Origin of the sequence: Salifodinibacter halophilus (assembly GCA_012999515.1) — a bacterium.
Taxonomy (GTDB): Bacteria; Pseudomonadota; Gammaproteobacteria; order Nevskiales; family Salinisphaeraceae; genus Salifodinibacter; species Salifodinibacter halophilus.
The window spans coordinates 306,173-328,543 of sequence record JABEEB010000001.1; the positions used below are offsets into that span (position 1 = coordinate 306,173).

Below are 22,371 nucleotides of genomic sequence, written 5' to 3' on the forward strand. Positions count from 1 at the left end.
CAACAGTCAAATCATTCGCCTACGGAGGCCGTTGTATGACTAACGCATCGGGTCTTATGCGCGGCACACCGGCGTATCGCCGTGCTGTTCTAGCCTTGGTGCTGGCCGGTTTTGCGACGTTTTCGACGCTATACAGCGTGCAGCCGCTGATGCCTGTTTTATCACGCGTTTTCTCGGTGGGCGCGGCGACCGCCAGCCTGGCATTGTCGGCGACAACTGGTGTGTTGGCCGTTACGTTGTTTGTGGCCGGTTTGTTATCCGGATCACTCCCGCGTAAGCCAGTCATGGGGGTGTCGATATTGGCCTCGGCCATGCTGTCGTTCGCGGCCGCCATGGCGCCGAACTGGTCGGTCTTGATCAGCGTGCGCGCGCTCGATGGGCTGGCTCTCGGTGGTGTGCCAGCATTGGCTATCGCCTATCTGTCGGAGGAAATACATCCGGCCGATTTGGGCAGTGCCGCTGGTTTGTATATCGCTGGTACGGCGGTTGGCGGTATGGGCGGCCGGGTGATCGCCGGCGTGATTGCCGATGTCGCCGGTTGGCGCACCGCGTTGATCGCGCTCGGTGCTATCGGCCTGGTGACAGCCGTTGGTTTTATGGCCTTGCTGCCTGCGTCCCGGCACTTCCAACCACAGTCCGGCCTACGCCTGCGCGAACATATGGCCCCCATTGGCCGGCATCTGCGCCACCCTGCGTTGCCGTTTGTCTTCGCTTGGGGACTGCTGTCGATGGGCGTGTTCGTTAGCGTCTACAACTACGTTGGTTATCGGCTCGAAGCACCGCCTTTCAACCTGGGCCAGTCGGCGATTGCTGCTGTTTTTTCGGTCTATATCGTCGGTGTCTTCACGTCGACGGCTGCCGGTCGCCTGGCCGATCAGTTTGGCCGGGTTCGTATCCTTGCGACTGGTTGCGTATTGATGTGTATTGGTGTCGGAATCATGGCGATGCCGTCAGTTGCTGCCATCGTGAGCGGTATGGCGTTGCTGACCGTGGGGTTTTTTGCCGGCCACGCGACGGCTAGCGGCTGGATTGGCCGTTTGGCTGAAACGGGCCAGGGCCACGCCGCCGGACTTTACTTGCTGGCGTACTACATCGGGTCGAGCGCGGTCGGTAGTGCCGTGGGTCTGTTTTGGTATGTAGGCCACTGGACTGGTGTCACGCTTGCGCTGGGTGTCCTTATGGTTGTTGGCGTTGTTGTCGTCATCCGGTTGATGTATTGGCAACGCCAGCAAATGCAAAAACGCTAACTCCTGCCCGATAAACCGAACGGGAGTGGGCACCTGATCTGTGCGAGTTGGCGACGCTGCGGCGCTCGTGCTCTAAGCGGGTTAATATGGTTCCCTGCTCCGCGCTTGTTAATGATCATGAAGTTATTTCGCTGTTGCCGCTGGTTCACCCTTATCCTGATCGCTACGCCGTTGATTTTGGTGGCTGATCCTGGTTCGGGTGGCCAAAACAAGAACGTTTTTGCGTCGTTGGATGCTGATAACAACGGCCAGATCAGCCGTCAGGAAATGCTGGCTGCGCAGTCCAAGCGCTTCCACAGCATGGATGTTGACGATAATGACAAGTTGAGCCGCGACGAATTCCGGCAGGCGATGGCCAAGCGCTACGGCGATCCGGATCAGATGTCGCCGCGCCAGCGCAAAAAGATCGGTAATCGCATCGACGCGTGGTTCAAACACATCGATCAAGACGGCGACGGTAACGTCACGCTATCGGAATATCAGAAAGCGATGAGCGTCTACTTCGACCGCCTGGATACCAACGACGACGGCCGGTTGACGTCGCAAGAGCTCAAAAAAGCACTGCAGTCGCCGAAAAAGAAGTGACCGAGCTCGCTTCGCGTTGGCCGAATTCGGTGATGGTGCTTAGTGCGCACGCTGTCGTTTGAAACGCTCGGTGGCGTGGACGAGCGCGCGAACGTTGCTCGGGTCAAATGCGGAGTGGCCGGCGTCCGGGGTGACGACCAGCTCGGCCGCAGGCCAGGCACGATGCAGCGCCCAGGCGTTTCGCATCGGTGTGATCAAGTCGAGCCGCCCCTGGACGATCGTGGCGGGGATGTCGCGGAGTCGGCCGACGCGTTCGAGAATCCAGTCGTCGCTTTCGAGAAACCCAGCGTTGGCGAAGTAGTGACACTCGATGCGGGCGAAAGCTACTGCAAAATTATCACTCGGTCCGTCGCTGTTGGTTATTTGGCCGAGTGAAGTAGCCGCGGCTTCCCAGGCCGTCCAGCGCCGGGCCGCAGCGACACGTACCGAGTAGTCTGAATCGGTCAAGCGACGATAATAGGCGCCGACGAGATCATCACGTTCAGCCGGCGGGATGAATTCATAGTATTGCTCAAACGCTTCGGGCAGCAGCGCGCTGGCCCCGGATTGATAGAACCATGCAATTTCGTGCCGGCGCAGCAAAAAGATACCGCGCAGGATCAGTGCGGTTACGCGCTGGGGATGGGTCTCGGCGTAGATCAGGCCGAGTGTCGAGCCCCAGGAGCCGCCGAAAACCAGCCATTGCTCGATCGCTAGATGTCGGCGCAGGCGTTCGATGTCGTCGACCAGATGCCAGGTCGTGTTGCTGGCTAATGTCGAGTGTGGCGTTGAGCGACCGCAGCCACGCTGGTCGAACACCACGATCCGATAGGCTACCGGGTCGAAAAAACGCGGGCTATTGGGGCCCGCACCTGCCCCCGGGCCACCATGCAAGATGATTGCCGGCTGGCCGTTGGGGTTACCGTATTGGCGGTAGGCGATTTCGTGGCCGTCGGACGCGGCCAAGCGACTGTCGTCGAAAGGCTCGCTGACGGAAAAAAGCGCGCTATGAGCGTTGCTGTCCATAATGGAAATCGTAAACTATCCGGGTGCCGTGTCGGGCTGGATGCGTAATGGCGACCATTACGGCACCTTGGCCTTGGACAAACCGTGAAGCGTTTATGCAATCGCCGATAGAAGCGCACAATACAATGGTGGCTGCCGGGGGATGCCTGGCGCGGCAAGGCAATAACCGCCGATATATCGCCGGCTGGCTGAATTCAGACAAAAAGTGATGCAGTGATGAGTGAATCCGAAGACCATTGGCAACTGGCGACGCAGGGCGTACGTGTCGGTACCGAGCGTACATCGGCCGGCGAGCACAGCGAGCCGGTGTATCTGACCTCCAGTTTCGCCTTTGCCTCGGCTGAACAAGCCGCCGCGCGCTTTTCCGGTGAAGAGCCCGGCAACGTCTATTCACGCTTTACCAACCCCACGGTCGATGCGTTTTGCCGGCGGTTGGCGGCGATGGAAGGTGGTCAGTGTTGTGTTGCCACCGGTTCCGGCATGTCGGCGGTTCTGGCGACTTGTCTGGCCACGCTCGAGGCCGGCGACCACATCGTCGCCGCGCACTCGCTGTTTGGCTCGACCATCGGATTATTCAATAATTATCTCGGCAAACTTGGTATCGAGACCACCTTCGTCTCACCGAACGATGTCGACGGCTGGCGTGACGCAATGCGGCCGGAAACGCGCATGCTGTTCGTCGAGACGCCGTCCAATCCGCTGACCGAAATCGTCGACATGACTGCCTTGGCCGAGATTGCCAACGATCACCAGGCACTTTTCGTTGTCGATAATTGTTTCTGTACACCTGCGTTACAGCGGCCACTCGAGTTCGGCGCACATGTGGTGATCCACTCAGCGACCAAGTATCTCGACGGGCAAGGCCGTGCGGTTGGCGGTGCCGTGATCGGCGATGCCGATGTCGTTGGCGACCGGGTTTTTAGATGTCTGCGCACCTGTGGTCCATCGATGAGTCCGTTCAACGCCTGGATTTTTCATAAAGCACTCGAGACGCTGGAACTTCGCATGGCTGCGCATTGCCGAAATGCATACGCGCTGGCCGAGTGGCTGGTCGAACAGCCGAATGTGGAACACGTCTACTACCCGGGGTTGGCCAGCCATCGCCAGCGCGACCTCGCCGCACGCCAACAGCCGGGCGGGTTTGGCGGCATCGTGTCGCTGCGTGTGGCCGGTGGTCGCGAGGGTGCGTTCAAACTCATCAACAGCGCGACGATGCTCTCGATCACGGCCAATCTCGGCGATACGCGTTCGACCATTGTGCATCCGGCGAGTACAACCCATGCGCGGATTTCCGCGGCTGAACGCGAACGTGCGGGCGTGGCCGAGGGATTGGTGCGCATATCGGTCGGTTTAGAGTCGGTCGACGACATCAAGGCCGATCTGGCGCCCGGCCTAGGTGGCTGACAAGAACGGTGAATACGCTGGGATCGGCTATCGGAGTCGGGCGTTAAATGGCGGCCGTTTGCATCGAACGTCGATCGATTGGTCCATATCCGTCACGCGAAGTGGCTGCAGCGCTGTGATAACGGTCAACGCGACCGAAATGAATTCTGGGGCTTTGTAAGCTATATTGAGTGGTTTTTATTGGATCCCGCCATCGCCGGATGGAGTCGATAGCTTGCAACATCAGGGATACTTCGCATCCAGTCAGATCGTTATACGCTGCCACTTCGCAGGCCGCGATGTTTGCCTTCGGCGGCTGCCCATAACTTCGGCGCTGGCTGTCGGCGCGTTAGTTATCGGCGTGTCCTCGAGCGCGCTGGCGGATGGCCGCGATCAGTCATCGACGCCCCAAACTTTCCGGCTGGCGCCGGTCGAGGTTCAAAGCAGCCGTTTGCATCAGAATGCGCTGGATACGCCGGCTGCCGTGCAGATGGTGCACGCGCATAAAACGCTGCAGGGGCGGCGCAAGGCCCAGCTCAACGATACACTCAATGAAGTGCCGGGCGTCTATGCAACCAACGGCAGTAACTATGTGCAGGGGTTGCGACTGTCGATCCGAGGCTTTGGTGCACGCTCGGCGTTCGGCATTCGCGGTATCCGTGTACGCGTCGATGGTATTCCGTCGACCCTGGTCGATGGCTCGACTATGACCGATGCCATTGATAGCGCGGCCATCAATGATATCCAGGTCCGGCGTGGCCCGTTTTCGGTGCAATATGGCAACGCCAGCGGTGGCATCGTCAACATCACCACACTCGAGCCCAGCGATGGGCCGCTAAACCGTGTCAACGTGTCCGCTGGCGGTGATGGGTATCGTCACTATGTGCTGCAATCGGCACACGAATTTGATGACTGGGGCGTGGCGGCAACAGCCTCGCGCCTGCATATTGACGGTTATCGCCACCATAGCCGTGTGCTGGAAAATCGTTTCACCGGCAAACTGACTCGCCAGATCGGCGAAACCGGGCAGTTGAAGCTCATCACCCGGTTGCTGGATCAGCCGGATTCGCTCGACCCCGGTGGAGTGGCACATGACCGCGCGCAAAACAATCCGAAAGATGCGCGTCCGGCCAATTTAAAGTACGACGCGCGAGAGACCGTGACGCAACAGACAGCGGGCATGGTCTACACCGATCAGTTCGACAAACAGACCGACTACCGGCTCAACGCGTTCTATACCCACCGCAAATTTGATGAATTTCTGCCGTTTGGTAAGACCAATAATGGCGGTGTGCCGTCGTATAACCGCAACTTTTTCGGCGGCGGCGGGAAAGTCACGCGCCATGACACACTCTGGGGCCATAAGAACCAGGCCGTTCTCGGCTTCGACGCGCATGCCCAATTCGACCACCGCAAGCGTTACAACAACGATTTCGGCAGCAAGGGCGCGCAAACCCAGAATGAAGACCAACACGCGACCGATTTCGCCATCTATGGCCAGGACGCGTTTCATGTCACGAAACGTTTGAAAGTGACGGCTGGACTTCGTTACGACTGGTTAAATTTTGATGTTGATGACCATTTCGTAACGGCGACTAACGGCGACGCTTCCGGCAGTCGCCACTATCATCGCCTGTCGGCGAGTGGTGGTGTCATTTACACATTGCCGAACAAGCAGCGCATCTACGCCAATATCGCCAACTCGTTCGAGTCGCCGACGTTCGACGAGTTTGCCAACCCCGAAGGCAACGGTGGATTCAATCCGTCACTTGGGCTGCAGAAGGCGGTCAACTATGAAATCGGTGTGAAGGGACCGATTGGCTCGCAAGGCCGCTATCAACTCGATGCGTTCTGGATCAACGTAGGGGATTCGATCGTCAACTACGCGAGCGGTAGTGAGCGTGATTATTACGCCAACGCGGGTAGTTCAACGCGCAAGGGCATCGAGGCGCGAGGGCATTATCGACTGCCGTGGCATTTGACGTTGCGCGGCGCCTACACATTGGCGAGCTACGAGTTTGACGATTACAGCAATACAAGTGGCTCGTTTGGTGGCAATCGGATTCCGGGCATTCCCGAGCAGACGTTGTTCGCCGGTATCAGGTGGGATAAGGCCGACGTCGGTTATGGAGCGGTCAATGTCCGTTATACGGGCTCGATTTACGCCGACAACGCCAACCAGACGAAAGTCTCGAGCCATACTGAGGTCGACGTGCGTGGCGGCAAGGTGCTGATTAGCGGTAAGCCCGAATTGACGTTGTACGGTGGCATCAAGAATCTATTCGATACGGATTACTACTCGAATATTCGTATCAACTCCTACGGTGGGCGTTACTATGAACCGGCGCCGGATCGTACCTGGTACGCCGGTATCAAGATCGGTTTCTGATGCGCGGGCGCGTTGTCAGGGGCTACTTGGGTTGAGGCTAGGGCGAGGCCCGTTTGTCCGAGCGGCCATGCCCGATTCGGTGCCTGTTTTTATGCGGCTCGCAGCAAGGTGCCCATGTCACCGTACAACCTGTGCCGATTGTGAATGTCATTTAGCCCATGCCGTGCTCGCTATATAACGACGGCACGGGCGTATCGGTGTGACTACGCCGAGAAACGAGCCATGAAGAGGACGGGCATCCATGCGCGAACAAGGACTTTTGATCGGCGGCCAGGCGCAACCGGCCAGTAATAACGCAACCTTTGAGCGACGCAATCCGGCCGGTGGGGACGTGGTTACGCAGGCTGCGGCGGCCCAGGTCGCGGACGCTGAAAACGCCGCCCGGGCTGCTGGTGCAGCCTTCGAGTTTTGGGCCGCGACCGGGCCCGGCGAGCGTCGGACCAAGTTGCTGGCTGCCGCCGACGCGCTTGAAGCTCGTAGCGATGAATTAACGCGAACCATGATCGACGAGGTCGGCGCCACTGCTGGTTGGGCCGGTTTCAATGTGCATGTGGCCGCCAATATGCTGCGCGAGGCCGCCGGTCTGACTACCCAGATCCAGGGCGCCACAATCCCCACCGACGTGCCGGACAATCTGGCGATGTCGATGCGTGTACCTTGTGGCCCGATCTTGGGGATCGCGCCGTGGAACGCGCCGGTGATTCTGGGCACGCGGGCGATCGCGACCGCTTTGGCTTGTGGCAACACGGTGGTGCTTAAAGCTTCCGAGCAGTGTCCGGGGGTCCATCATCTGATAGGCGAGGTGCTGATCGAAGCCGGGTTGGGCGAGGGCGTGGTCAATGTCGTGACCAATGCGCCGGACAATGCCGGCGAGGTGGTGCGCACGTTGATCGAGCACCCGGCCATTGCCCGGGTTAACTTTACCGGATCGTCGACAATCGGCCGCATCATCGGCCAAACGGCGGCGGGCGTATTCAAGCCGGCGCTGCTAGAGCTTGGCGGCAAAGCGCCGTTCGTGGTCGCTGACGACGCCGATCTGGACGCTGCGGTTGCCGCCGCGGCCTTTGGGTCCTTCTTCCATCAGGGGCAAATCTGCATGTCCACCGAACGTCTGGTGGTAGCCAATGATGTGGCCGAAGCCTTCGCCGACAAGCTTGCAGACAAGGTGGCGACCCTCCAGGCCGGTGATCCGCGCCACGAAGACACACCGCTGGGCACGTTGATTGGTGAGCCGTCGCGTTGCCATCTAAACGAGTTAATCGCGGATGCACGGGCCAAGGGCGCGACAGTGTTGGTCGGTGGCGAGGCGAATTCGGTGGTTATGCAACCAACCGTGCTCGATCACGTTACGCCGGATATGCGCATCTACTACGAGGAATCGTTCGGGCCAGTGGTTGCCATGATCCGAGTGGCCGGCGGCGATGACGAACTGGTGCGGGTGGCCAATGACACCGACTATGGCTTGTCGGCGGCCGTGTTTTCCGGCGATGGTACGCGTGGCATGGCGATCGCACAGCGAATTCGTTCGGGCATCTGCCACGTCAATGGTCCGACTGTGCACGACGAGGCTCAGATGCCGTTCGGTGGGGTCAAAGCCTCCGGCTACGGCCGTTTTGGCGGTCAGGCGGGCATCGCCGAATTTACCGAACTACGCTGGTTAACTCTGCAGCAGGGCCCACGTCAGTATGCGATTTGAGTCGCAGTTGCGACTCTGTGCGCGAGCCTTAGGCTGAGCTCAGCGCACTTTTTCTGGATCAGACCGGCGAGATAATCGCACCAGCGGTGTAGATACGCTGGCGCATTTCTCGCTGCCATCGGCGGCCTGGGCATACGGGAGCCCAGCGCTTGCCCACAGCCGTCGCCGTTATGACGGCCTGGCCATTTCCGCGTGGCGCCTATTACGACTAAAGTCCTTGTTGAACATATGTAAATAATGTTCGACATTAGATGGGCAATGTGTGCACGTGTTGGATCGAAACCGACGCACGCACGCCACTGAGGAGGTCGGAATGACTGCCCACATGGGTTATTGGGACACCGAGCGTTTTGCTCGCACCGCGATGACAACGTTGTCACCACACCATTGGCCGAGCGCAAGGCATGTCCCACCACGATGCCGGGTCGCCCACTGGTGGAGCGTGGCTCGGGGGTCGAGCGATCGTCTCGATCCGGGCCAAGATAACCTGATCCTATCCCATATCCCAGATAGTAGCGGCCCTCGTCGTGAAGGGAACACATCGTTCGCATAAAAAGCCGGCTTCCCAAGCGGTGACGACATAAATCCGCGAGATGGAGGAAAACCATGTCCCATGATTCGGTCACGCGCCGAGAAAAGCTCGGCTTCGGTATGGGCGATGCCGCGAACAACATGTCGTTCGCTGCCGTCGTCATGTACCTGTCCTATTTCTATACGAACATTTATGGCATTTCGCCGGCTGCGGTTGGCACGATCTTCATTGCTATGCGGGCGATCGATGCGATCACAGACCCGATCATGGGGATGATCGCTGATCGTACGTATAGCCGCTGGGGGCGGTTTCGGCCTTATCTGCTTTGGTTTCCGCTGCCGCTGACGGTGAGCTGTATTCTGATGTTTACGACGCCGGACTGGGGCAATACGGCCAAGGTGGCCTATGCCGCTGGTACCTACGGCGTCATGTCGCTGTTGTACACAGCCGTGAATATTCCCTATTGCTCGCTCGGCAACGTGATCACCGACAACAACCAGGAGCGGGTGTCCTGCCAATCGTATCGGTTCGTGATGGTTGGGGTGGTCTATATTTTTCTGACCACCTGCGTACTTCCACTGACGCAGTTGATCGGGCAGGGCGACGATGCCATGGGGTTTCAAATCACTATGGCGCTTGTCAGTGTGGTGGCGCTGGGTATGTTCATGTTCTGCTTCGCTAACGTGCGTGAGCGAATCGTGCCGAGCTATGAGCAACGGCGCTCGTTCGTCGCGTCGCTGGCTGGCGTGGCTCGTAACCGCCAGTGGCTGATTATCCTGGCGATCACGTTCTTCGAGGCACTCCAGTTCTTCATGCGCCAGGGAGCAACCATCTATTACGCCCAGTACGTGATGGGGCTGGGTACCGCGCTGATTTCGGTATTTATGACCACTGGTGTGGTGGCCAGTATTCTCGGCACCGCCACCTCGGGTTTCTATACCCAGTGGATGCAGAAGAAATGGGTGTTTTTCTACAGCTCGCTGCTACTAGCGGCATTCTCGGTCGCACTTTACTTCGCGACTGGCACCAACGCGGTGTTTGTGGGCGTGCTTTTCTTTATTCTCAATTATATGCACGGCATCGGCGCGCCGATTTCCTGGGCGATGATGTCGGACGCCGACGATTACGGCGAATGGCAGAGTGGCGAGAAAAATACCGGCACGACCATCGCTGGCAATCTTTTTTTTCTCAAGATGGGGCTGGCAGCCAGCGGCGGCATCACCGGCTATCTGTTGTCGTTGGGCGGTTATCAGGCAGATGCAGCCCAGCAAGGCGAGGCGGCGATCTTCGTGATCGTGCTGTTGCTTACTCTGATTCCAGCGCTAGTCAATCTACTGCTCGCCGCCGCGATCTGGGCATTTGGCGTCGACGACCGGCTTGTGGTTCGGATTCGACACGACATGGACGCTGAGTCCGCCGTAACCGAGCCCGATGGCGACGGCGAACCCGCCTACGACTCGACTAACCGCTGATGTCGATTGCAGGCACGCGCGACACAGCATAACGAGGAAATTGATCATGCAAGCGAAAATCACGGCCCACCCGCGATTCATTAGAGCCTGCATAGACGACCGGCTCTATGGCGCCTTCATTGAGCATCTCGGCCGAGCCGTGTACGGCGGCATCTACGAGCCAGGGCACGCGAGTGCGGACGGCAACGGCTTTCGCACCGATGTGCTCGAACTGGTGCGCGAGATTGGTGCCCCCGTTGTGCGTTATCCAGGCGGCAACTTTGTGTCGGCCTACGACTGGGAGGATGGCATCGGTCCGATCGAGCAACGGCCTACGCGCCTGGATCTGGCCTGGCACACGCGGGAGTCCAATGAGGTCGGTATTCACGAGTTCGCCGACTGGTGCGACGCGGCGAATATGGACATGATGCTGGCGGTCAATCTCGGTTCGCGGGGCATCGACGCGGCCCGTAATCTTGTTGAATACGTCAACCACCCGGGCGGTAGCTATTGGAGCGATCGGCGCATCGCCAACGGCCGGGCCGAACCTTGGGACGTCAAGCTATGGTGTCTCGGCAACGAGATGGATGGCCCCTGGCAGATCGGCCATAAGACAGCCGATGAATATGGCCATCTGGCTAACGAAACCGCCAAGGCACTGCGTGCCTTCGACCCATCGCTGGAACTAGTGGCCTGTGGTTCGTCCAACGCCGAGATGCCGAGCTATCCGGAATGGGAGGCGACCGTTCTTGATCGTTGCTACGAGTCGGTCGATTACATCTCTTTGCATATGTACTTCACCAACTATGCGGATGATCTGATCGACTATCTCGCTCTGTCGGAGAAAATGGATCGCTATATCGGCGCGGTCGCCGGCGTCATTGACTACATCAAGGCCAAGAAGCGGACGCGGCATCAGGTGGCGATCTGTTTTGACGAATGGAACGTCTGGTATCACAGCACCGAGCAGGATAAACAGGTGGTAGCGGGTGCCAACTGGCCATTCGCACCGCCACTGCTTGAAGATATCTACAACTTCGAGGATGCCCTGCTGATCGGCTGCGTGTTGAACACGCTTATTCGCCGCGCGGATCGTGTGAAAATCGCCTGCATCGCACAGCTCGTCAACGTAATCGCCCCGATCATGACTGAGACCGGTGGCCGAGCCTGGTGCCAGACTATTTTCTATCCCTACTATTTTGCCGCCCGCTATGGCCGCGGCGCGGTGCTGGATCTGGACGTCGATGTGCCCTGCCACGACACCGTGCACGAAAAACAGGTGCCGGCGCTGGATATCAGCGGTGTCTACAATGCCGATGCTGGCACCGTTGCTTTTTTTGCCGTGAACCGTTCGCCCGACGATACTCTGTCGCTTGATATCGACATGGCGGGCTTTGGCGCGGCCTCCTTGATCGAACACCAGATACTGCGCCATACAGATACAAAAGCGGTTAACACGGCCGATCGCCCGGAGGAAGTGGCACCGGTGCGTGGCGAGGGTATCTCCTGCAGCCGAACACGGGTGACGGGGCCAATCGAGCCGCTTTCCTACCACTTGATCCGCATCGAGGTGGGGTAGGTGCTCGGAACATGTGAATAGTGCCCGGCATCAGTTACCAACACGCATGCTGCAATCGACACACGACCGCTTATAGGGCAGTCGTGGAACGCACGAGGCCGGTCGAGGTAACGCAGGACGTTACGTTAGGGGGCAGCGCGTGACGGTGTCGCCGTCGATGCTCAGATATTCGCCGAACGCCGACGACCAAGCGGCGAGGACGTGACGGTCCACGCCGCCGACGTGGTCGTCGCTTGGGCGGTGTGTATGGCCGTGGATGACACGTGTCGCTCCCGTATCTGCGGCGGATTTTGAAATGGCCTCGGAAGCGACATCGAGATCCCGGCTATTATGCCGGTGCTTGTGGTGTGTCGAGTGGTTTTGGATGCGCTTTGCAATGTAGCGGCGGACTCGAAGCGGAAGTCGCAATATCGCCGCACGCCAGTATGGATTGTTGTATTGGGCGCGAAAGCGTTGCTGACTCGGGTCGTTCGTACACAGCGAGTCGCCATGCGTGAGTAATGTCGCGACCCCTTCGATTGGTCCGAACCACGGATCGTCAAGCAGTGTCGCGCCGGAGGTGGCGAAAAACCGTTGCCCGACGAGGAAATCACGGTTGCCGCGCATGAAATAAACGGCAACGCCGGCCTTCGATAGTTCGCCGAGCGCGTCGATTGTATGTCGATGTTGTTCGAAACAGGCATCGTCACCGAGCCAAAGGTCGAATAGGTCGCCCAGTAGATACACGGCATCGGCGTCGCGTGCGGCGCCGCGACAATAGTCACGCAAGTGTTTGGCGCATGGCTCGTCGTCACCCGTCAGGTGCACGTCGGCTAGTAGATGAGTGCTCATGCAGGCTTAGCGGAGTGGTGCGGCCGATCGGACACATCCGATTGGTATAGGGGCGAGCCGACACATGGTTCGTCGGCGCACGTTCGCCTCGTCTCCGCCGGTGTTCGACCTTCAACGGCTTCTAGCGCTTCATCGATCAGTTCGGGCCCCGCGTTTGTGTTCTGTGTCTGTGCCCCTTCGGACAGTATGCGTCGCCAACGTCGGCCGCCGGGGCAGCCGTGATACAGACCGAGTATATGGCGAGTGATGTCGCCGATTGGCGTCCCGGCCGCGGTTTGCCTGGCGGCGTAATCACGCATTGCTAGGGCGATCGTGCTCCGGTCGGATGCAGGGTTGGGCGCTTGGAAAAACCGCCGGTCGACGTCGGCCATTATGTATGGCGTTTGATAGGCCGCGCGGCCGAGCATTACGCCGTGCAGGCCGTGGCTTTCGGCTGCAGCCATGTCGAGATCACCAAGGCCGCCATTGAGGTTGATTGGCCAACCGGGAAAATCAGCGGCCAGGCGTCGGATGCGTGGATAGTCGAGTGGCGGCTTTGTGCGGTTCTCCTTAGGACTCAAGCCCGATAGCCAGGCTTTGCGTGCATGCACGATCAGGCGCTCGGCGCCCGCCCCATGGACGGCGTCGGCAAAGGTCCACAAAAACGAGTAGTCATCCTGATTGTCGATGCCTATACGCGTTTTGACGGTTACCGGCACATGGACACGTGCCTGCATGGCCTCGACACAGGCCGCCACGGTATCCGGTTCGGCCATGAGACAGGCGCCGAAAGCGTTGTGTTGGACGCGTTCGGAGGGGCAGCCGATGTTCAGGTTGATCTCGTCGAAGCCGGCCGATTCGGCTAAGCTCGCGCACTCGGCCATCGCGGCGGGGTCGCTGCCGCCGAGTTGCAGTGCGACCGGATGTTCGATCGGGTTGATCGCCAACGCGCGCTCGCGTGGGCCGTAGAGCAACGCGCCGGTAGTGACCATCTCGGTATAGAGTAGGGCGCGACGCGTGATCTGGCGCATGAAATAACGCTGGTGCGCCGTGGTCCAGGCCATCATAGGCGCGACTTCGACGTGCGAAGCGGGCATCGGTGTGGCAGCAATCGAGTCCGACATACGGGCCATTATTGCAACTCTCGGGTGCTGGGCCCAACCAGCTGGCATAATCGGCCAAATACTAATGGATCGTCGCTATGTATGCGCTGTCGCGCGCTGCACTGTTTAAACTCGACCCTGAGCGTGCCCACGAGCTCACGCTTTCCGCCATTGCGCGTAGTCCAGCGATCAATCACCGGCTTTTTGGCGCGCGTGTACCGAGCGCTCCGGTCGAGGTGATGGGGTTGTCGCTAGCCAATCCGGTTGGTGTGGCGGCTGGACTCGATAAAGATGCTGTTGCTGTCGATGGACTGGCCGGATTTGGCTTCGGCTTTGTCGAAGTAGGCACTGTCACGCCCAAACCGCAGGCCGGCAATCCACGGCCTCGCGTGTTTCGCCTGACCGGTGAGCGCGCGCTCATCAACCGTCTCGGATTCAACAATAATGGTGTCGGCGCGCTTGTCGAACGGCTGGGGCAGCGACAAACAAGTCGGCCGGTCGGCGTGAATCTCGGCAAAAATCGCGATACACCCGCCGATGCGGCGATCGACGATTATCGGGCCGGATTGGCCGCGGTTTATCCGCAAGCGGACTACGTCACGGTCAACATCTCGTCACCCAATACACCCGGTCTGCGCGACTTGCAGGCGGGCGCCCAAATGGAAGCGTTACTCACGGCCGTCGTGGCCGAGCGCGATCGGCTGGCCAGCTTGCATGCCCGGCGGATGCCGTTGGCCGTGAAGATTGCCCCTGATCTCGATCGCGCGTCGATCGACGTTATTGCCAGTGTGGTACGGCGTGCCGGTGTGGACGGCGTTATCGCCACCAACACGACTGTGAGCCGGCAAGGTGTCAGCCTCCGCTGGCAAGCCGAGACGGGCGGGCTGAGCGGCGCACCGCTACGCACGCAATCGAATGCGGTGATCGCCGCGCTGGCGCGACAGCTTGGCGACACACTGCCGATTATTGGTGTTGGCGGCGTGCAAAGCGCTCGCGATGTGGCCGACAAATTCGCCGCCGGTGCATCAGCCGTTCAGCTCTATACCGGCCTGATCTATCGCGGTCCTGGCTTGGTGCGCGAATGTGCGGCGGCGGCCAAGGCAGCTGTGATTTAACGCCTAATCGAGACAGCGTTGCAGCATGGCGTCGAACGCCTGCGCTAGAAAGTCGAGGCTCTCACTCAACCGATGGTCATCGTCCAGCACGTGGAGCCGCGCGTTGCGAGCCCGGGCGAATTCGATACTCGAGGCGACCGGTACCACGTCATCTCGCCAGCCGTGCACAACCACCGTTTGCTCTGGGCAGCTAGCCGGATCGCCCGGGAAACCATCGATATAGAATGCTGGCGCCATCAGGAACAAGGCGTCCGGTTGCAGCGTTTCACAGGCCATGGCTGTCACGTAGCCGCCCATGCTTGATCCGACCAGTACCAGGGGCGAGCCGGTCGGCGCATTTTGTTTTAAGTCTGCGACGCGATCGGTGGCTTCACGCAGATGTTGCTGGTCGGGGCTGGCGATTTCGAAATCGTAGGGGGCGGCCACCTCGGCAAGCCGTTGAATCTTGGTGCCCCATGGCGCACTCTCGCTACCGTGGGCGAAGACACAGTGCGGAGCCATCTCACTATCAAACGTGGCCATAGCCTTTGAACCTCCTTACTATTCTCAGCGCCATACTCTGACTTATATTGCATTAATTTATCGAGTCCATCCGCGTTAAACATTTATTGCCATGTAATTATTGGGCCCGTGTCGCATGTGCAGCTCGAAGCACTGTTGCCGCCGTGGCTGATGTGATTGGAAGTACGCAATGAACAGGTTTGGCTGGCGCCACTCGGCACGCTATTGGTCGCCGGCTCTTTGGCCGCTGGGGCTCGGCATCGCCTGGATTGTATTGGGTGCAAGTGCGGGGCCGGTCGCGCTGGTGCTCGGTCTCGTGGTTGGCCTCGGCCTGCTGGCCACTGGTGGTGGGGCGTTTTTATGGGGCCTCGACCGCATGATTGTGTATCACCTTGCATTGGCGGCCGTCGTGGCCGGGGTCGGCGGTGTCATTGCTTTCGTGGTTTTTGCGGCGAGCGTTGCGATTGTTCTGCTGTTGGCCGCGGTTGGTGTTTATCTTGTCGCGGGTTGGGCTGGTTTGTTGCTTTGGCAGGCGCAGTCCAAAAGCAACGAGGAACCGCCGCTCCGGCTCGTGCACCACGCCGCACTCGACTGCACGTTGATGGGAGCGTTTGTCCATTGCGCCGATATGCCCGGCGGCGCAAATGATTTCGCCAGTCAAATCGATGATCTGGAAACACTGGAAAGCGTCGTGCAACGACGCGGCACAATCACGGCCGCGGGCGCGGCGCCGAGGCCGCCAAGCGCGGTCGACATCCGGCCGCTATCGTCGTGCGGTATGGCGGCCGAATGGCTGGCATTCAACAGCGCTTACACGCCCGATCCAGCGTTGCCCGGCGCCGAACGTTGGCAATCGTTTACCGCCAATCAAACGGTGGGCGCCAGACTGCTCCGTCATACGGATGGTCCGCGGCCTTGGCTTGTCTGCATCCACGGTTATCGCATGGGATCGTCGCTCGACATGCACGCGTTTCAAGCCGAGCGGTTGCATCGCGAATTCGGCGTCAACATTTGTATGCCGCTTTTGCCCCTGCATGGCACGCGGCGCGCGACGCGTCTGACGGGCGGCTATTTTCTTGACGGCTCCATGATTAATGTCTGGCACGCCGTATCACAGACATTGGCCGATTTGCGCCAGATCGTTGCGTGGCTGCGTGCGACGCAGTCGCCGACTGGTATCGGCGCTTTCGGGTTGAGCCTCGGCGGTTACAGTGCAGCACTACTGGCGGCGTTCGAGCCGGCACTGTCACCGATTATCGCAGCGATACCAATGGTCGAAATCGCACCCACGCTGTGGCAGCACATGCATGTGCCGAGCCGTGCGCGTTTGGCGCATGCTGGATTTGATGCGGCTCGTCTGAATCAGATGTTGGCACCGGTTTCGCCGCTTGCCCATGCGCCGCCTGTGACCGCCGAGCGCGCAATCGTGGCGGCACGCGCTGACCAGGTCGTACCGCCCGATGGGCCACGCGCACTGTGGCACCATTGGCGCCAGCCGCCGATTCACTGGTCTGATGCCGGCCATCTGTCGATCCAGCGGCGCTCCGATGTGCGTGCCTTTATCGATCGATTTGTTGGCGCGATGCCGTTATAGAATGGTCCGCGCACACGGCGTACGGCATTATTACAAGAGACGTTTTCATGAGCGACCACCCCGAGCGTAAGTACCGCACCGATTACCGCGCCCCTGACCACCAGATCGAACACGCCGACCTTGCATTCGAAATTGATTCGGCCGATACGCGTGTGACGGCTCGCTATCAGGTCAGCCAAGCGGATGAGGCACGGCGAGATGATCTCTGGCTGGACGGGCATCAGATGACTCTCGAGTCGATCGCCATCGATGGCGAGGCTGTGTCCGATGCGCGCTATGCGGTGCATGACGAAGGCCTGTGGGTCTTCGACTTGCCGCGGCGCTGCGAGCTTGAGTTGGTGGTGCGCATCGACCCGAGTGCCAATACTGCTCTGGAAGGGCTGTACCAATCCGGCTCGGTGCTTTGTACACAGTGCGAGGCGACTGGATTTTCGCGGATTGTCTATTTCCCGGATCGGCCAGATGTGATGACGCGCTTTACTACGCGGGTAACGGCCGATGCGGCTGTGTATCCCGTGTTGTTAGCCGGCGGTGATCGTGCAAGCCATCAACGACACGAGGACGGCCGTCACACCGCCGTGTTTATCGACCCTTGGCCGAAACCCTGCTACTTGTTTGCGCTGGTCGCGGGCGATTTGGCCGAAATAACCGATAGCTACCGAACGAATACCGGCCATGATGTGGAACTGGCGTTCTACACCGAGCACGGCGCCGAAGATCAGTGTAACCATGCCATAGCTTCGCTCAAGCAGGCCATGGCCTGGGATGAGGCGACCTACGGCCTGACCTGTGATCTGAATCGCTATTCAGTGGTGGCGGTCGATAGCTTCAACATGGGCGCGATGGAGAACAAGGGCCTGAACGTTTTCAATACAGCCTGTGTGCTGGCCCGCGCCGACACCGCGACCGATGCCGATTTCGCCCGGGTGCGTGACGTGGTCGCGCACGAATATTTCCATAACTACACCGGCAATCGTGTGACTTGTCGCGACTGGTTCCAGTTGTCGTTGAAAGAGGGGCTGACGGTGTTTCGCGAGCACCAGTTCGCCGCCGACCAAGGCTCGCCCGGCGTGGCTCGCATCCAACAGGTGCGAACCATTCGCGACTTACAGTTTCCCGAAGATGATGGCCCGCATGCCCATCCGGTACGGCCGGAGTCCTATGTGGAAATGAACAATTTCTACACTGTCACGGTGTATGAAAAAGGGGCCGAGCTCATCCGCATGATGGCCTCGATAGCGGGCCGGGAAGCGTTCAATCAAGCCGTGCGGTTTTATCTCGACAAACACGATGGCCGCGCGGTCACGATCGAGGATTTTGTAGTCGCGATCGAAGAAGCGACCGGCTTGGACCTCGCTCAGTTCCGCGCTTGGTATGCTTATGCGGGCACCCCCACGGTGTCGGTCCGGCCGAGCTACGATAACGGACAGTTGACACTCGAGCTCGAGCAGTCCGTGCCAGCCACGCCGGATCAAGCGAATAAGCCGCCGTTCGACATCCCGATCGAGTTGGCGTTTTTTGCCACTGATGCCGATAGCGAGGCCAGCTCGTCCACGCTTCGACGCCTTACCCACGCGCACGAAACCTGGCGCTTCGAAGGTTTCGATGCTGAGCCGACGGTGTCTTTGCTGCGTGGCATGAGTGCGCCGGTACGCCTCGATCACCCGCGTGACGACGCGACGCTGGCGCACCTGGCTCGTGTCGACACCGATCCGGTTTCGCGCTGGGACGCTCTGCAGACACTGTTTCTGAACCAGCTCAGCGTCGATGTCGATGCCCTGAAGGCGGGCGGGTCGGCCGGTGAGCCGTCGGCTGTGCTGGTCGAGACCGTGGCCGCGATTCTAGAGGCGCCACCGGCTGACCATGCTTTGGCCGCCGAAATGCTCACGCTGCCGAGCACGGCGCGTATCGGTGATGCCACCGCACCTATCGATCCCATCGCCGTAGCCAAGGCCCGGCGCAACCTGAAACAACAGCTTAGCCAGCAGTTGCGAGCCAACTTTGAAACCATTTTGGCCGATTTCGCCCCGGCCGAAGCCTATGCATTTAATGCTGAGGCCGCCGGTCGTCGGCACTTGTTCGCTACCGCGCTCGATTACTACACGGCGACGTCGGACGGCGACGCACTGGAGCGCGCGCTTGCGGTATTTTATGCCGCTGATAACCAGACCGATCGCATGGCTGCGCTGTCCGCACTCAACGACCACTCGAGCCCACAGCGCCAGCGCGCATTGGCTGATTTCGCCGCGCGCTTTGCCGATTATCCCTTGGTTATGGATAAATACCGCGCATTGCAGGCGGGCGCACGACGTGACGATAGTATCCAGCATGTGCGCGCACTTTTGGCTGATCCAGCGCTGGACAACACAAACCCCAACCGCATCCGTTCGATCCTGAGCGGTTTCGCCCGTGGAAACCCTGAGGGATTCCACTGTGCGGATGGCTCCGGTTACCAACTGCTGGGCGATGAGATCGAGCGTCTCGACACGATCAACCCGCAACTCGCAGCTGCACTGGCGGGGTTGCTGGCGCCGTGGCGTCGCTATGCTGAACCATACGCTGGCGGTATGCGGGCGCAACTCGAGCGCTTGGCCGAGATCCGTCTGTCCGACAATAGCGCCGAGATCGTTCAAACGGCTCTTGCAAGCTAGTTCGCCGCGTTGCGTCAACCAGGTGCTAAGCATTGATGCTGGGTGTCGAGCATGGTTAGCACGGTTGGCCAATCCATGCAGAGACAGGCGAGGGTGCTGATGACAGCGTCTGATGTGAGTGCTGTGCGTGCGCGACGCCAGCATGCATGATGGCGATGCCTCGCATCGCATTGGGTGTCGAGCCAGTGCGGGGCTGCAGCCAACGTGGTCCGCGCGGCTTTGCTACCATTCATGGCTGACTTCCTTGGACCCGTAATATTGGCAGCCGGCAAAAAGTCCCGAGGTCGCCGTCGTGGCGGCTCCAAGCGAGCGAAGCCGAGTATTTCTCGGCGACTACTGGCCTATCTGTTTCTTGGCGGTTGTCTGGTGCTGGCTGGCATCAGCGTCTACGCCGCTTACTTGAACGGCACTGTTCAGGAAAAGTTTGCAGGCACCCGCTGGAAGTTGCCGGCCAAGGTTTACGCGGCCCCGATGCAGCTATACACCGGCAAGAAGCAATCGCTGGCTGCTGTCGTGGAGCAGCTCAAACGCCAGGGATATCGTGCAGCTGCCCAGTCACATCGTCAGGGCAGTTTCCACCGGGATGGCAATCAGCTGACGATCCACGCGCGCGGCTTCGACTTCCCCGACGGCGAGCGCGCGCCACGCACGGTGCAGCTACGATTCAAAAACGGCACCATTTCTGGGTTTAAGTCGGTCGACGATAAGGAATCACTATCGCTGATCCGTATAGATCCGCCGCTCATCGGCAGTATCTATCCGAACAAAGGGGCGGATCGCATCCTGGTCAAACTCTCCGACTTGCCGCCGATGCTCCCGGCCGGACTGATTACGGTCGAAGACAAGAGCTTCATGCACAACTTCGGGATCTCGCCGAAGGGCATCGTGCGCGCGGCATGGGAGGACCTAAAAGCCGGTAGCATTGTCGAGGGCGGCTCGACCATTACCCAGCAACTGGTTAAAAACTTCTATCTAAATAGTAATCAGACGTTCGCGCGCAAGGCCCGAGAAGGATTGATGGCGATCCTGCTCGATGCGCATTATTCCAAGCCGGCGATACTCGAAGCTTATATTAACGAGGTCTACCTCGGTCAGGATGGCAATCACGCGATCCGTGGCTTTGGCCTGGCAAGCTACTACTACTTCAATACGCCCGTGGATGAGCTTGGTCCAGCCCGCATCGCGCTGCTGGTTGCCATGGTCAAAGGACCGAGCTACTACGATCCGCGCGCGCATCCCAAGCGTGCCCGCCGTCGGCGAAACCTAGTGCTGGATATGTTTCACGAGGCTGGCTTTCTAAAGGAACAAGCCTGGAAACGCGCCAAGTCGGCACCGCTGGGTGTGTCGTCCGAAAAAAATAGGCGCACCAGCCGCTACCCCGACTTTATCGACCTCGTGCGGCAACAGTTACACGGTCAATATACTGAAGCCCAGCTTACCGAGGAGGGGCTGCGTGTATTCACGACGCTTCATCCCGGGATTCAGCGCCATGCCCAGGCGTCTGTGCGATCCCAGCTTGATGCCATCGAAAAGCGGCGTGGCAACATCGAATCTGACAGTTTGCAATCCAGCGCAATCGTGACCAGCGTGGAAGGAGGCCGCATTTTGGCGCTAGTCGGCGGCCGGAAATCAGGTTATGCCGGTTTCAATCGAGCGCTCGATATCCAACGGCCCATCGGATCGCTGATCAAACCTGTCACCTATCTGACCGCCATGAAATATCCGTCGAAATACAGCGTCATCACGCCACTCGACGATTCACCGCTGTCGGTCAAGCAGAAAAACGGCAAGGTTTGGAAGCCTGATAATTATTCCAAGCGCAGCCATGGCACCGATGTGCCGTTGTATTACGCGCTCGAACACAGTTACAACCTGGCCAGTTCGCGGCTCGCCCTGGATCTGGGTATTCCCAAAGTCATCAAAACGCTCAGACAGCTCGGTTATCCCGGCGAACCGACCGCTGTGCCGTCGGTGGCTTTGGGAGCGGTGAATATGTCGCCGTTGCAAGTCGCGCAGGTTTACAACACGATCGCATCGGGTGGTTATTACAAAAAGCTAACCGCAATCCAGGACGTTACCGATCGCCAGGGCAACCCACTCAGTGCCTATAAGCTGAAGTTGAAGCAGGTCATCGACAGTGCACCGGCTTATCTCGATACCTGGATGATGCGACGCGTTGCACGCCACGGGACCGGTTCAGGTATATACCGCGTCCTGCCGAATCAACTACAGCTCGCTGGCAAGACCGGTACCACGAACCAACTTCGCGATAGTTGGTTTGCCGGTTTTTCGGGCAATCGAGTCATCAGTGTTTGGGTGGGTCGGGACAACAACGATAGCGCCCATCTGACCGGGGCGACAGGTGCGCTCCATATTTGGTCGCACATCATGTCTGATGTCGGCGCACAGTCGCTGACGATGAGCCCGCCGGCCAATGTCCAGCGCGTGCCGTTGGCCATGACATTCCGGCCGAACAAACCGAATGCCCCCAACTTCTTCAATACCGGTTCGGACGCACAGTGCCCGGAAGCCACATCAGTACCGTTTACACGTGGCTATGTGCCCAGCGGCGTCGACGCCTGCGAAAGCGATATACTGGCACGTGATCGAAAACAGCAGCCAACTGGTGGTGGCACCGGCTCGGACTCGCGCGGTGGACACCAAAGCGAATCCGACGGAGGCGAGGATGATCAAGACAAAAGTTTACTCGACAAAATCTTCTAAGCTGTC

The 22,371-nt window shown here is 59.4% G+C and carries 15 protein-coding genes; 11 read left to right on the forward strand and 4 right to left on the reverse strand.

The features are described 5' to 3' along the window. Positions 1-35: 35 nt before the first annotated feature. Entirely contained in the window at positions 36-1,247 is a 1,212-nt protein-coding gene (locus HKX41_01415; protein ID NNC22818.1) for an MFS transporter, read from the forward strand. Between the two features lie 117 nt (positions 1,248-1,364). Beyond that, a complete protein-coding gene (locus HKX41_01420; protein NNC22819.1) occupies positions 1,365-1,832 on the forward strand; it encodes a hypothetical protein in 468 nt (155 codons plus the stop codon). A gap of 39 nt (positions 1,833-1,871) precedes the next feature. Here HKX41_01420 and pip read toward each other — a convergent pair whose 3' ends face one another. Beyond that, a complete protein-coding gene (gene pip, locus HKX41_01425; GenBank protein ID NNC22820.1) occupies positions 1,872-2,837 on the reverse strand; it encodes a prolyl aminopeptidase in 966 nt (321 codons plus the stop codon). A 216-nt stretch (positions 2,838-3,053) separates the two neighbouring features. Here pip and HKX41_01430 point away from each other — a divergent pair, with 216 nt between their 5' ends. The 5 genes from HKX41_01430 (at position 3,054) to HKX41_01450 (ending at position 11,867) form a co-directional block, all read left to right on the forward strand. Further along, positions 3,054-4,241, forward strand: coding sequence for an O-succinylhomoserine sulfhydrylase (locus HKX41_01430; GenBank protein ID NNC22821.1), 1,188 nt, complete (start codon positions 3,054-3,056; stop codon positions 4,239-4,241). Between the two features lie 214 nt (positions 4,242-4,455). Continuing rightward, the gene (locus HKX41_01435; protein ID NNC22822.1) at positions 4,456-6,609 is read left to right on the forward strand and encodes a TonB-dependent receptor; all 2,154 of its coding nucleotides are present in this window, start codon (positions 4,456-4,458) and stop codon (positions 6,607-6,609) included. A 241-nt stretch (positions 6,610-6,850) separates the two neighbouring features. After that, positions 6,851-8,305: an aldehyde dehydrogenase gene (locus HKX41_01440; protein NNC22823.1), complete on the forward strand. Its 1,455-nt coding sequence runs from the start codon at positions 6,851-6,853 to the stop codon at positions 8,303-8,305. A 606-nt stretch (positions 8,306-8,911) separates the two neighbouring features. Then, entirely contained in the window at positions 8,912-10,309 is a 1,398-nt protein-coding gene (locus HKX41_01445) for an MFS transporter (GenBank protein ID NNC22824.1), read from the forward strand. A gap of 46 nt (positions 10,310-10,355) precedes the next feature. Continuing rightward, positions 10,356-11,867 carry an alpha-N-arabinofuranosidase gene (locus HKX41_01450; GenBank protein NNC22825.1) on the forward strand — a complete coding sequence of 504 codons (1,512 nt, stop codon included), beginning with the start codon at positions 10,356-10,358 and terminating at the stop codon, positions 11,865-11,867. 120 nt (positions 11,868-11,987) lie between these two features. Here HKX41_01450 and HKX41_01455 read toward each other — a convergent pair whose 3' ends face one another. After that, a complete protein-coding gene (locus HKX41_01455; GenBank protein ID NNC22826.1) occupies positions 11,988-12,698 on the reverse strand; it encodes a UDP-2,3-diacylglucosamine diphosphatase in 711 nt (236 codons plus the stop codon). Then, positions 12,695-13,801, reverse strand: coding sequence for a tRNA dihydrouridine(20/20a) synthase DusA (gene dusA, locus HKX41_01460; protein NNC22827.1), 1,107 nt, complete (start codon positions 13,799-13,801; stop codon positions 12,695-12,697). The genes HKX41_01455 and dusA overlap by 4 nt, the downstream gene beginning before the upstream one ends. Positions 13,802-13,878: 77 nt before the next feature. Here dusA and HKX41_01465 point away from each other — a divergent pair, with 77 nt between their 5' ends. Beyond that, a complete protein-coding gene (locus HKX41_01465) occupies positions 13,879-14,895 on the forward strand; it encodes a quinone-dependent dihydroorotate dehydrogenase (GenBank protein NNC22828.1) in 1,017 nt (338 codons plus the stop codon). 3 nt (positions 14,896-14,898) lie between these two features. Here the strand turns inward: HKX41_01465 and HKX41_01470 are convergent, their stop codons facing one another. After that, positions 14,899-15,396: an alpha/beta hydrolase gene (locus HKX41_01470; GenBank protein NNC22829.1), complete on the reverse strand. Its 498-nt coding sequence runs from the start codon at positions 15,394-15,396 to the stop codon at positions 14,899-14,901. 190 nt (positions 15,397-15,586) lie between these two features. Here HKX41_01470 and HKX41_01475 point away from each other — a divergent pair, with 190 nt between their 5' ends. The 3 genes from HKX41_01475 to mrcB all read left to right on the forward strand — a co-directional run bounded on the left by HKX41_01475 (position 15,587) and on the right by mrcB (position 22,365). Next, positions 15,587-16,990 carry a hypothetical protein gene (locus HKX41_01475; GenBank protein NNC22830.1) on the forward strand — a complete coding sequence of 468 codons (1,404 nt, stop codon included), beginning with the start codon at positions 15,587-15,589 and terminating at the stop codon, positions 16,988-16,990. A 47-nt stretch (positions 16,991-17,037) separates the two neighbouring features. Next, positions 17,038-19,641 carry an aminopeptidase N gene (gene pepN, locus HKX41_01480; GenBank protein ID NNC22831.1) on the forward strand — a complete coding sequence of 868 codons (2,604 nt, stop codon included), beginning with the start codon at positions 17,038-17,040 and terminating at the stop codon, positions 19,639-19,641. Between the two features lie 258 nt (positions 19,642-19,899). Continuing rightward, entirely contained in the window at positions 19,900-22,365 is a 2,466-nt protein-coding gene (gene mrcB, locus HKX41_01485) for a penicillin-binding protein 1B (GenBank protein NNC22832.1), read from the forward strand. Positions 22,366-22,371: the final 6 nt, after the last annotated feature.